11 protein-coding genes are annotated in these 12128 nt (G+C 73.6%); 8 read left to right on the top strand and 3 right to left on the bottom strand.

What is annotated here, in order from left to right; genetic code table 11:
• The first annotated feature begins 3 nt into the window (after positions 1–3).
• Positions 4–561 (top strand): Uma2 family endonuclease, encoded by a 558-nt coding sequence (locus OP86_RS10340; protein ID WP_030061898.1) that lies wholly within the window; start codon positions 4–6, stop codon positions 559–561.
• A 6-nt stretch (positions 562–567) separates the two neighbouring features.
• On the opposite strand, the gene OP86_RS10335 is transcribed toward OP86_RS10340, so the two are convergent.
• From OP86_RS10335 to htpX, 3 genes are all read right to left on the bottom strand, one after another.
• Complete coding sequence (locus tag OP86_RS10335) at positions 568–1395, bottom strand: DUF3097 domain-containing protein (protein WP_030061899.1); 828 nt, start codon at positions 1393–1395, stop codon at positions 568–570.
• A gap of 24 nt (positions 1396–1419) precedes the next feature.
• Positions 1420–2004: a PspA-associated protein PspAB gene (gene pspAB / locus OP86_RS10330; RefSeq protein ID WP_030061900.1), complete on the bottom strand. Its 585-nt coding sequence runs from the start codon at positions 2002–2004 to the stop codon at positions 1420–1422.
• Positions 2005–2069: 65 nt separating this feature from the next.
• Positions 2070–2990, bottom strand: a complete 921-nt coding sequence (htpX, locus tag OP86_RS10325; RefSeq protein WP_030061901.1) for a zinc metalloprotease HtpX — start codon at positions 2988–2990, stop codon at positions 2070–2072.
• 294 nt (positions 2991–3284) lie between these two features.
• On the opposite strand from htpX, the gene hrcA reads away from it, so the two are divergent.
• From hrcA to OP86_RS10290, 7 genes are all read left to right on the top strand, one after another.
• Complete coding sequence (hrcA, locus tag OP86_RS10320; RefSeq protein WP_030061902.1) at positions 3285–4319, top strand: heat-inducible transcriptional repressor HrcA; 1035 nt, start codon at positions 3285–3287, stop codon at positions 4317–4319.
• Between the two features lie 71 nt (positions 4320–4390).
• A complete protein-coding gene (dnaJ, locus tag OP86_RS10315; RefSeq protein WP_030061903.1) occupies positions 4391–5530 on the top strand; it encodes a molecular chaperone DnaJ in 1140 nt (379 codons plus the stop codon).
• A gap of 78 nt (positions 5531–5608) precedes the next feature.
• Complete coding sequence (locus OP86_RS10310; RefSeq protein ID WP_078653577.1) at positions 5609–6409, top strand: 16S rRNA (uracil(1498)-N(3))-methyltransferase; 801 nt, start codon at positions 5609–5611, stop codon at positions 6407–6409.
• Positions 6410–6545: 136 nt separating this feature from the next.
• Positions 6546–9803, top strand: a complete 3258-nt coding sequence (locus OP86_RS10305) for a S41 family peptidase (protein ID WP_030260822.1) — start codon at positions 6546–6548, stop codon at positions 9801–9803.
• A 130-nt stretch (positions 9804–9933) separates the two neighbouring features.
• Complete coding sequence (locus OP86_RS10300) at positions 9934–10656, top strand: RDD family protein (RefSeq protein ID WP_030260820.1); 723 nt, start codon at positions 9934–9936, stop codon at positions 10654–10656.
• A 95-nt stretch (positions 10657–10751) separates the two neighbouring features.
• On the top strand, positions 10752–11105 hold the full coding sequence (locus OP86_RS10295) for a histidine triad nucleotide-binding protein (protein ID WP_030061275.1): 354 nt from the start codon (positions 10752–10754) through the stop codon (positions 11103–11105).
• 6 nt (positions 11106–11111) lie between these two features.
• Entirely contained in the window at positions 11112–12035 is a 924-nt protein-coding gene (locus OP86_RS10290; RefSeq protein ID WP_030260818.1) for a ribonuclease Z, read from the top strand.
• Positions 12036–12128 lie beyond the last annotated feature (93 nt).

Here is a 12128-nt window from a genome sequence, read left to right as displayed (position 1 = left end):
GCGATGACCGCCATCGATGATCGGATGACCGGGATCTTCGAGAACCTGGAGGTGCCGGAAGGCGTCAAGGCCGAGCTCATCAGGGGGGAAATCGTGATGATGGCGGGGTCTGACATGGTCCACAACCTCATCGTCCTGGCGATTCAGCACCAGCTTCCGTACGGTCGGTGGCGTCCACTCACCACCCAGGACCTGGGGATCCCCGGCCAGGCGAGCGAGCCCCAGCCCGACTTGGTCGTCTTCGAACGCGGGGCGGTCGAGGAGCACGGCCGCCTGCTGCCGTCGCCTGCCGTCACCCTGGTGGTCGAGGTGGTGTCGAAGACCAGCGTCGATCGTGATTACCGGACCAAGCGGGAGCTCTACGCCGAGGGCACCGTCCCCGCGTATCTGATCGTCGACCCGATCAAGGGAGTGTGCGTGCTGCTGACCGAGTTGGGTCAGGCTCCCGGGTCCGGGCTCCCGAGGTACATGTCCGAGCGGACCAGTAAGTTCGGCGAGCCGGTCCCCATCGACCTGCTCGATATCAGTCTGGACACCACGGACTTTCAGAAGTACGTCTGACCGACCTCACTCCGGCAGGGTCACGAAGTCGATCAACTCCTCGACCCGGCCCAGGAGTTCGGGCTCCAGGTCCTTGTAGGTGTCGACCTTGGACAGGATGTGCTTCCAGGCGGCGGGGGTGTCCGCGGGCCAGCCGAGGCGGCGGCAGGTGCCCTCCTTCCAGTCCTCGCCGCGGGGGACGGCGGGCCAGGCGGGGATGCCGACCGAGGAGGGCTTCACGGCCTGCCAGATGTCGATGTAGGGGTGGCCGACGACCAGCACGCACTCGCCGGTGACCCGGGCCGCGATGCGGTGCTCCTTGGTGCCCGGGAGCAGGTGGTCGACCAGGACGCCGAGGCGCCGGCCGGGGCCGGGGGCGAAGTCGGCGACGATCGCGGGCAGGTCGTCGATGCCCCGCAGGTACTCGACGACGACGCCCTCGATGCGCAGGTCGTCGCCCCAGACCCGCTCGACCAGCTCGGCGTCGTGCCGGCCCTCGACGTAGATCCGCGACTCGCGGGCGACCCGGGCGCGGGCGCCGGGGACGGCGATCGAGCCGGAGGCGGTGCGGCCCGGCGCCCCGGACGGTGCCGGGGCGGCCGGGCGCACCAGGGTCACCACGCGGCCCTCCAGCAGGAAGCCGCGCGGGACCAGCGGGAACACCCGGTGCTTGCCGAAACGGTCCTCCAGCGTGACGGTGAACCCCTCGGCGGTCTTCTCGCAGCGCACCACCGCCCCGCAGAAGCCGGTCGTCGCCTCCTCGACCACCAGGTCCCGCTCGGCGGGCACCTCCGGGGCCGGGGTCTGCTTCTTCCACGGCGGGGTGAGGTCGGGTCCGTACTGGCGGCTGCGCATGGGGGCGATTTTACGGACGGGCCGTCACAGACCCGGCGCGCCCCAGACCGGGAACCAGCGGCCGAGGTCCTTCTCCAGCCGCAGGTCGTTCCCCAGCATCGCGTTGACCTGCAGCTCCAGCGGGCTGTTGCGCTTCTCCCCGCCGCCGGGCATCGGGGCGAAGGGGTAGAACGTACCCCGCTTGTAGAGGTAGACCAGGCCCAGCGACTGCCCCTGCGGGTTGCGGAAGGCCACCAGCGAGCAGAGCAGCTGCGGGCCGAAGCCGTTCGCCTCCAGCTCGCTGTTGACCGCGTGCAGGTCGTTGACCAGCTCCGGCAGCTCCTCGGGCCGGTGCCGGGCGAGCAGCCAGGAGTAGCCGTAGTCGTCCTTGGAGGCCTCCACCGGGACGCCGCCGCGCCCGGTGTCGGCGTCCAGCAGCGCCCGTACCTGCTGTTCGACCTGGACGAAGGCCGCGCCCTCGACGGCCGCGAAGCAGACCGAGCCGAGCCCGGTCGGGGTGAACCCGGCGCCGGCCTCCAGGGTGAGCGCGGCGGACGGCACGCCGAACAGCTGGTCGAGGTCGGGCTTGACGGGCTTGGTGCGGCCGAACAGGGCGTCCAGGAGTCCCACGGCGGTCCTTTCGCGGCGAGGAGGCGGGCGGGTCGGGCGGCGGGCGGGTCGGGGCCGGGGGCGGGTCAGCGGCCGAGCTGCTCGGAGATCTTCGCCAGCTGCTCCAGGCGCTTCTCCAGCGTCGGGTGGGTGGAGAACAGCTGGGAGGCGGTCTCCCGGGCGTTCAGCGCGGGGGCGAAGTAGAAGGCGTTGTACGGCTGGGCCTGGCGCAGGTCCTTGCTGGGGATGGCCGCGATCTGCCCGGTCACCTTGGTGAGGGCCGAGGCGAGCGCGCTGGGCCGTCCGGTGAGCTGGGCGGCGGCGCGGTCGGCGGCCAGTTCGCGGTAGCGGGAGAGCAGCCGGGTGAGCAGGAAGCTGATCGCGTAGACGACCATCGAGACCAGCGGGATGATCAGGGCCACGATGGCCGCGTTCTGGTCGTTGTTGTTGCGGCCGCCGCCCATGAACCCGCCGTACATGGCGATCCGGGTCATCGCGCCGGCGAGGACGCCGAGGAAGCCGGCGATCGTCATCACCGCGACGTCCCGGTGGGCGACGTGGGACAGCTCGTGGGCGAGGACGCCCTCCAGTTCCTCCGGCTCCAGGCGGCGCAGCAGGCCGGTGGTCACGCAGACCACCGCGTTCTGCGGGTTGCGGCCGGTGGCGAAGGCGTTGGGCATGTCGTTGTCGGCGACCGCCACGCGGGGTTTGGGCATGTCGGCCAGCGCGCAGAGCCGGTCGATCGTGCCGTGCAGTTGGGGGAACTCCTCCGGGGACACCTGGTGGGCGCCCATCGCCCGTTGGGTGATCTTGTCGCTGAACCAGAACTGGGCCACGAACAGCCCGCCGGAGATCAGGACGATCAGCGGCCACGCGCCGCGCAGCAGCGCGATCAGCAGGCCGGTGAAACCGACGTACAGCAGCCCGATCACGAACATCGTCACGACCATGCGGCCGGTCAGGCCGCGGTCGGGCGCGAAACGGGTGTGCTGGCCCGAGCTCGACATCGCTTGCTCCTCCATTCGCCGTCGCTTTCGATGCTGCCACCCGGACGGCCCCGGGGCACCACCCCCGCGCCGGGAACCGTGAACGGTTGCCGTCGTGCGGGCCGTACCCGGAACTGCGGGCAGGATCACCCCGGTCGGGCCGTTCCTGCCGTAGGACCCGGGCCTTACACTGGCAGGTACGGTTCTGGCACTCGTGTGTTCAGAGTGCCAAGACCGGGGCCTCCCGGGACGGCCCGTGGCAGTACTGCAGGGACACACAGACGGACAACGTGCGAAGACGGAGGTGCGTGCCCCATGGCCGGAGAGGTCCGCCAGCTGGACGACCGCAAGCTCGCGGTGCTTCGCGCGATCGTGCAGGACTACGTGGGCACCGAGGAGCCGGTCGGCTCCAAGGCCCTGGTGGAACGGCACAACCTCGGGGTGTCGCCGGCGACCGTCCGCAACGACATGGCGGCGCTGGAGGAGGAGGGCTACATCCACCAGCCGCACACCAGCGCCGGGCGCATCCCGACCGACAAGGGGTACCGCCTCTTCGTCGACAAGCTCGCCGAGGTCAAGCCGATGAGCGCCCCCGAGCGCCGGGCGATCCGGCACTTCCTGGACGGCGCGGTCGACCTGGACGACGTGGTCGCGCGCACCGTGCGGCTGCTCGCCCAGCTGACCCGGCAGGTCGCGGTGGTGCAGTACCCCTCGCTGTCGCGCTCCACCGTCCGGCACATCGAGCTGGTGGCCCTGGCCCCGGCGAAGGTGATGCTGGTGCTGATCACCAACACCGGCCGGGTCGAGCAGCGGATGGTCGACTGCCCGGGCCCGGTCGGCGAGACGGTCCTGGCGGACCTGCGGGCCAGGATCAACACCAGAGCCGCCGGCCGGCGCCTCCCGGAGGTCCCCGGGCTGCTGGAGGAGCTTCCGGCGATGTTCGAGCAGGCCGACCGGCCGACCGTCAGCACGGTCCTGGCGACGCTGTTCGAGACGCTCGCAGAACAGAACGAGGAGCGGATCATGCTGGCCGGCACGGCCAACCTGACCCGCTTCGGCCACGACTTCCCGCTCACCATCCAGCCGGTGCTGGAAGCCCTGGAGGAGCAGGTCGTCCTGCTCCGCCTCCTGGGTGAGACCACGGACGCCGCGATGACGGTCCGGATCGGGCGGGAGATCGCCTACGAGGGGCTGAATTCCACCTCGGTCGTCTCGGTCGGTTACGGTTCGGGCGACGAGAGCGTGGCCAAGCTGGGTGTGATCGGTCCGACCCGGATGGACTACCCGGGCACAATGGGGGCGGTGCGAGCGGTGGCACGGTACGTGGGTCAGATCCTGGCCGAGTCGTAGCACAACGGCCGTCAGACTACTGACGGCGTCCAGTCGCAGCACTACTACAGGCGGAACAAGCGGAGCATTTGGTGGCCACGGACTACTACGCGGTACTCGGCGTCCGACGGGATGCGGGGCAGGACGAGATCAAGAAGGCGTTCCGGCGCCTGGCACGCGAACTGCACCCGGACGTCAACCCGGACCCGAAGACGCAGGAGCGGTTCAAGGAGATCAACGCCGCCTACGAGGTGCTCTCCGATCCGCAGAAGCGCCAGGTCTACGACCTCGGCGGGGACCCGCTGTCGCCGGGCGGCGGTGGCGCGGGCGGCTTCGGCGCCGGCGCGGCGGGCTTCGGCTTCTCCGACATCATGGACGCCTTCTTCGGCGCCGCGGCCGGCCAGCGCGGCCCGCGCTCGCGCACCCGCCGCGGGCAGGACGCCATGATCCGGCTGGAGATCACCCTGGAGGAGGCCGCCTTCGGCACCACCAAGGAACTCCAGGTCGACACCGCCGTCACCTGCACCACCTGCAACGGCGAGGGCGCGGCCCCCGGCACCTCCGCGCAGACCTGCGACATGTGCCGCGGCAAGGGCGAGGTCTCCCAGGTCACCCGGTCCTTCCTGGGCCAGGTCATGACCTCCCGCCCCTGCCCGCAGTGCCAGGGCTTCGGCACCGTCGTGCCGACCCCGTGCCCGGAGTGCGCCGGCGACGGCCGGGTCCGCGCCCGGCGCACCCTGACCGTCAAGATCCCGGCCGGTGTCGACAACGGCACCCGGATCCAGCTGGCCGGCGAGGGCGAGGTCGGCCCCGGCGGCGGCCCGGCCGGCGACCTGTACGTCGAGATCGCCGAGACCACCCACACCATCTTCCAGCGGCGCGGGGACGACCTGCACTGCACCGTCACCATCCCGATGACGGCGGCCTCGCTCGGCACCCAGGTGCCGCTGCAGACCCTGGACGGCCTGGAGGAGGTCGACATCCGGCCCGGCACCCAGTCCGGCCAGTCGATCCCGCTGCACGGCCGCGGCATCACCCACCTGCGCGGCGGCGGCCGCGGCGACCTGATAGTGCACGTCGAGGTGAAGACGCCCACCAAGCTCGACGCCGAGCAGGAGGAGCTGCTGCGCCGCCTGGCGGTGCTGCGCGGCGAGGAGCGGCCGTCCGGCCAGTTCGCGCCGGGCCAGCAGGGCCTCTTCTCCCGTCTGAAGGACGCCTTCAACGGCCGGTAGCCGTCCCGGGAGGGGTGCCGAGGCTTCCTCGGCACCCCTTTCGCGTTCCCGTTCCACCCCCCTCCGGAGGTTCCCCGCATGACCGCGCCCGTCTTCGTCGTCGAGACCGAGCGGATCGCCGCCGCCGCGCCCGGGGCCGTGGTGCGCCTGGACGGCCCGGAGGGGCGGCACGCGGCCGCGGTGAAGCGGCTGGAGCCGGGCGAGGCGGTGACCCTCTCCGACGGGCTGGGGCTGGGCGTGGACGGGACGGTCGCCGCGGTGCTCGGCAAGGACGCGATCGAGGTGAGCGTCGCCGCCGTGCGCCGGGAGCCGGAGCCGGCGCCGCGGATCGTCGTCGTCCAGGCGCTGCCCAAGGGCGACCGCGGCGAGCTGGCCGTGGAGACCATGACCGAGGTCGGCGTGGACGTGGTCATCCCGTGGACGGCCTCGCGCTGCATCACCCAGTGGAAGGGCGAGCGCGGCGCCAAGGCGCTCGCCAAGTGGCGGGCCACCGCCCGGGAGGCGGGCAAGCAGTCCCGCCGGCTGCGCTTCCCCGAGGTCCGCGACCCGATGACCACCCGGCAGCTGGCGCCCGTCCTGGCGCGGGCCGCGTTCGCCGCCGTGCTGCACGAGGAGGGCGCCGAGCCGCTGGCCCTGGCCGCGCTGCCGCAGGCCGGCGACCTCGTGCTGGTGGTCGGCCCCGAGGGCGGGGTCTCCCCGGAGGAGCTGGCCGCCTTCGCCGAGGCGGGCGCGAAGCCGTACCGGCTGGGCCCCTCGGTGCTGCGCACCTCCACTTGTCGTCGGTCGCCGATGCTCCGCATGGACTCCCTCCTCCGCCTTGCGATGCACGCACCCCAACGCCGCACGCTGATCCGACGCGAATTGTCAGACACGCCCTAGCGCCCGTCCTCGAACCCCGCAGTCCGTCCGCAGCCGGTACTACGGTCTCGCGGCGGGGGCCAGCGGGCTCGCCCGTGGGGCGCGACTCTGCCGAAAAGCCGGGCGGCTCGTGTGCGTACGTGCCTACGCTGGCCGCGTGACGGACTCCCTCAGCACCTCTGCGGGCGCCTACCTGCGCCATCCCCACCTGCACGCCGACCTGGTCACCTTCGTCGCCGAGAACGACGTCTGGCTCGCCCCGCTGGAGGGCGGCCGGGCCTGGCGGCTGACGGCCGACCACCTGCCGGTCCGGGACCCCCGGTTCTCCCCGGACGGGCGGCACATCGCCTTCACCTCCACCCGGGACGGCGCGCCCGAGGTGCACGTGGTGCCGGTGGACGGCGGGCCGTCGCGCCGGCTCACCCACTGGGGCAGCGGCCAGACCCGGGTGCAGGGCTGGACGGCCGACGGCCGCCCGATCGCCACCACCGGGGCCGGCCAGGCCACCCCGCGCCGCACCTGGGCGCAGGCCGTGCCGCTGGACGGCGGCGAGCCGGTGCGGCTGCCGTACGGGCCGGTCGGCGGGATCGCCCTGGAGCCGGGCGGCGACCGGGTGCTGCTGGCCAGTGCCGCGATCCGCGAGCCGGCCTGGTGGAAGCGCTACCGGGGCGGCCGGGCGGGCAAGCTGTGGATCGGCCGGGACGAGTTCGCCCGGATCCACGAGGACCTGGACGGCCAGCTGTCCTCGCCGCTGTGGGTCGCCGGTTCCGATGGCGAGCAGGGCGGCAGGATCGCCTTCCTGTCCGACCACGAGGGCGTCGGCGAGCTGTGGTCCAGCCGCCCCGACGGCTCCGACCTGCGCCGCCACACCACCGACCCGGAGGGTTTCTACGCCCGCGACGCCACCACCGACGGCACCCGGGTGGTGTTCCACCGGGCCGGCGACCTGTGGCTGCTGGAGGGCCTGGCCGAGGGCGCCGAACCGCGCCGCCTGGACGTCCGGCTGGCCGGCCCGCGCAGCGGCCGCCGCCCCCGCCCGGTGCCCGCCGCGCACTGGCTGGAGTCCGTCGCCCCCGACCGCACCGGCCGGGCCAGCGCCGTCGTGGTGCGCGGCAGCGTGCACTGGCTGACCCACCGCGAGGGCCCGGCCCGGGTGCTGGACGAGACGCCGGGCGTGCGCGGGCGCCTGGCCCGGGTGGTGCCGGGCGAGGACGGCGCCCAGGGCGTGCTCTGGGTGTCCGACGCCGAGGGCGAGGACGCCCTGGAGTTCGCCCCCGCCGTGCACGGCGCCGAGCGCCGCCGGCTGGCCGCGGGGCAGCTCGGCCGGGTCAACGTGCTGGCCGTCTCCCCGGACGGCAAGCAGGCCGCGCTCGGCGTGCACGACGGCCGGGTGCTGCTGGTGACGCTCGCCGACGGCACCGTGCACGAGCTGGAGCGCAGCACCGACGGCCAGGTCAGCGGCCTGGTCTTCAGCCCGGACTCGGCCTGGCTGGCCTGGTCGCGCCCGGTGCCGGGGCTGGGCCCGTACTCGCTGCGCCAGATCGTGCTGGCCAACCTGGCCACCCGGACGGTGAGCGAGGCCACCCAGCAGCGCTTCATCGACACCTCGCCGGCCTTCACCGCGGACGGCCGCTACCTGGCGTTCCTGTCGGTGCGCAACTTCGACCCGGTCTACGACTCGCACGTCTTCGACCTGTCCTTCCCCAACGGCTGCCGCCCGTACCTGATCACGCTGGCCGCCGACACGCCGTCCCCGTTCGGGCCGCAGCGGGCCGGGCGCGCGCTCGGCGGGGAGGAGGACGAGCCGCGGGCCAAGAAGGCGGACGGCGAGGAGGGCGGCGAGGCCGCGCCGGCGACCAGGGTGGACCTGGACGGCATCGCCGACCGGATCGTCCCGTTCCCGGTCGAGGGCGGGCTGTTCGGCACCCTGCGGGCCGCCAAGGACGGCGTGCTGTGGACCAGGGTCCCGCTGCTCGGCGAACTCGGCGACGAGGCCGCCTCGTTGGAGGACGAGCGGCCCCGGCCGGTGCTGGAGCGCTTCGACCTGAAGAAGCGCCGGGTCGAGCAGCTGGTGCACGACGTCGACGGCTTCGCGGTCAGCGGGGACGGCAGCCGGGTCGCCGTGCTGGACGAGGGCGAGCTGCGGATCGTCCCGGCCGACCACAAGGCGGGCGGCGAGGACGACGAGACCGCCGTCGACCTCGCCCGGCTGCGGGTCACCGTCGACCCGGCCGCCGAGTGGCGGCAGATGTACGCCGAGAACGGCCGGCTGATGCGCGACAACTTCTGGCGCCCCGACCTCTCCGGCGTCGACTGGGCCGGCGTCCTGGAACGCTACCGGCCGCTGGTGGAGCGGGTCGGCTCGCACGACGACCTGGTCGACCTGCTCTGGGAGGTGCACGGCGAACTCGGCACCTCGCACGCCTACGTGCTCCCGTACGGCGCGCACACCGAGCCCGCCCGGCGCCAGGGCCTGCTCGGCGCGGACCTGGTGAGGGACGGCGGGCAGTGGCGGATCGCCCGGATCCTGCCCGGCGAGTCCTCCGACCCGCGGGCCCGCTCGCCGCTGGCCGCGCCCGGCGCCGCGATCCGCCCGGGCGACGCGATCCTGGCGGTCAACGGCCGCCCGGTGGACCCGGTCACCGGCCCGGCCCCGCTGCTGGCCGGCACCGCCGGGCAGCCCGTCGAGCTGACCGTGGCCGGCAAGGACGGCACCGACCAGCGCCACCCGGTGGTCGTCCCGCTCGCCGACGAGGAGGCGCTGCGCTACCACGACTGGGTGGCCGGGCGGCGGGCCGCGGTGCGCGAGCTCTCCGGCGGGCGCCTCGGCTACCTGCACGTCCCCGACATGCAGACCACCGGCTGGGCCCAGATCCACCGCGACCTGCGCTCGGAGATGGCCAAGGAGGGCGTGATCGTCGACATCCGGGAGAACCGCGGCGGCCACACCTCGCAGCTGGTGATCGAGAAGCTCGCCCGCCGGATCGTCGGCTGGAACGTCAGCCGGGACACCGACAACCCCGTCCCGTACCCGGGCGACGCCCCGCGCGGGCCGGTCGTCGCGCTCGCCGACCAGGACTCCGGCTCGGACGGCGACATCGTCAACGCCGCCATCCAGGCGCTGGGGATCGGCCCGGTCGTCGGCACCCGCACCTGGGGCGGGGTGATCGGCATCGACAGCCGCTACCGGCTGGTCGACGGCACCCTCGTCACCCAGCCCAAGTACGCGTTCTGGCTGGAGAACTACGGCTGGGGCGTGGAGAACCACGGCGTCGACCCGGACGTCGAGGTACCGATCGCCCCGCACCAGTGGGCGGCCGGCGAGGACCCGCAGCTGGCCGAGGGCGTCCGGCTCGCCCTGGCCGCGCTCGCCGCGACCCCGGCCCGCACGGCGCCGCCGCTGCCCTGGGAGTAGCGGGCGAGTGCCCGCCCCGGAGTCGAGCGGGCGAGTCACAGAGCGGGAAGTCGGACGGGCCGACTTCCCGCTCCGGGGCGTGGGTAGGATGCGGGGCTGTTTCTTGATCCACAGCTCTCGGGGGAATCAGATGGCGCAGGGCTACCCGCCGCCGCAGTACGGCCAGAACCCTTACGCACAGCCGCAGCAGGGGTATCCGCAGCAGCCGCAGTACCAGCAGCCGCCGCAGCCGTACCCACCGCAGTACCAGCAGCAACCGCAGCCCTACCCGCAGCAGGGGTACGCGCCGCAGCCGCCGCAGCAGTACGGCCAGCCGCAGCCGCAGCCGCAGCCGCAGCCGTACGCGAACCCCTACCCGCAGCAGCCGCGGCCCGCCGCGGCGCTGCCGCCCTGCCCCAAGGAGGCGGGCGGCGGGCGGCGCTTCCTGGCGATCGTGCTCGACTGCGCCTTCGCGGTCGGGCTCGGCTTCGTCGCCGCCAACGCCGCGAGCCGGCCGAAGGTCAAGCACGTGGCCGGCCACGCCGTGCAGACCGGCGGCCCGGCCGTGCCGTACTTCGTGGCGCTGGTCGTCGTCGGCCTCCTCGCGTCCTTCCTCAACCAGGTCGTGCTCGCCCGGCTGGTCGGCTTCAGCGTCGGCAAGGGGGTGCTGGCGATGCGGGTGGTGCGCACCAAGCGCGTGATGCACCCGAACACCTGGCGGCTCACCAGGCGCTGGCTGCTCGGTTTCGTCTTCCTCGCGGTGGCGTTCCTGTCCGAGGACTTCGACCTCGACGACGGCGACGTCGTCGGGATGCGCGCGGTGCGTTGGAAGCACCTGCAGGAGTACCGGCAGGCCGTGGCCGGGCTCGGCTAGGCTGCGCCCGTACGGCGCCCGCACGACCCGCAGCACGCGACCGACGCACGCGACCGCAGCACGCGACCGACGACGAACCGAACCGAGGAGACGCCATGGCCGGCGAGCCGCAGCCCGACTGCCTGTTCTGCAAGATCGTGGCGGGCGAGATCCCGGCGACGGTGGTGCGCAAGACCGAGCGCACCCTCGCCTTCCGCGACATCGCCCCCAAGGCCCCCGTGCACGTCCTGGTCATCCCGCACGTCCACTACCCGAACGCCGCCACGCTGGCCGCCGCCGAGCCGGAGATCGCCGGCGAGCTGCTCGCCGAGGCGGGCCGGGTGGCCGAGGACGAGGGCCTCGCGGACTACCGGCTGATCTTCAACACCGGTGCGGGCGCCGGTCAGACGATCTTCCACGCGCACGTCCACGTGCTCGGCGGCACCCACATGACCGAGAGCATGGTCTGATCCCAGGTGTCCCAGCGCGAACTCGTCGTCCTCGGCACCGCCAGCCAGGTGCCCACCCGGCACCGCAACCACAACGGCTACCTGCTGCGCTGGGACGGCGAGGGCCTGCTGTTCGACCCCGGCGAGGGCACCCAGCGCCAGATGCTGCACGCCGGGGTCACGGCCACCCAGATCACCCGGATCGCGGTGACCCACTTCCACGGCGACCACTGCCTGGGCCTCGCCGGGGTGATCCAGCGGATCAACCTGGACCGCGTCCCGCACCCGGTGGACGTCTACTTCCCGGCCTCCGGCGAGGTCTACTTCGAGCGGCTGCGGCACGCCACCGCCTACCACGAGACCGCCGTGCTGCGGCCCCGGCCGATCGACGAGCCGGGCCCGCTGCCCGCGCCCGGCGCCCGCTTCGCGCTGGACGCCGTGCGCCTGGACCACCCCGTGGAGTCCTTCGGCTACCGGCTGTCCGAGCCGGACGGCCGCCGGCTGGTGCCCGGGCGGCTCGCCGCGCTCGGCGTGGCCGGCCCGGCGGTGGGCCGGCTGCAGCACGAGGGCGCGATCGAGGTGGACGGCCGCAAGGTGACCCTGGACGAGGTCAGCGAGCCGCGGCCGGGCCAGCGGTTCGCCTTCGTGATGGACACCCGGCTCTGCGAGGGCGTGCACGCTCTCGCCGAGGGCGCCGACCTGCTGGTGGTCGAGGCCACCTTCACCGACGCCGACTCCCGGCTCGCCGAGGAGCACGGCCACCTCACCGCCGGGCAGGCCGCCAAGGTCGCCGCCGAGGCCGGCGCGCGCACCCTGGTGCTGACCCACTTCTCCCAGCGCTACCCGGACCTGGGCCAGCACCTGGCCGACGCCCGCAAGCACTTCGACGGGGAACTGGTGCTCGCCACCGACCTCGTCCGGGTGCCCGTGCCGGCCCGCCGCCAGCCGTGACCGGGGGCCTGCGGGGCACCGGCGCGGCGGGCCCGGGGCGCGCGCGGACGAAAAAGGGCTCGCGCCGGCCCCGGAACTGCCGCAGCATCGACG

The sequence above is a fragment of the Streptomyces novaecaesareae genome, from assembly GCF_000716875.1.
GTDB lineage: Bacteria > Actinomycetota > Actinomycetes > Streptomycetales > Streptomycetaceae > Kitasatospora > Kitasatospora novaecaesareae.
The sequence above is the reverse complement of the archived record's forward strand: the minus strand, read 5'-3'. Positions and strand labels throughout refer to the sequence as shown.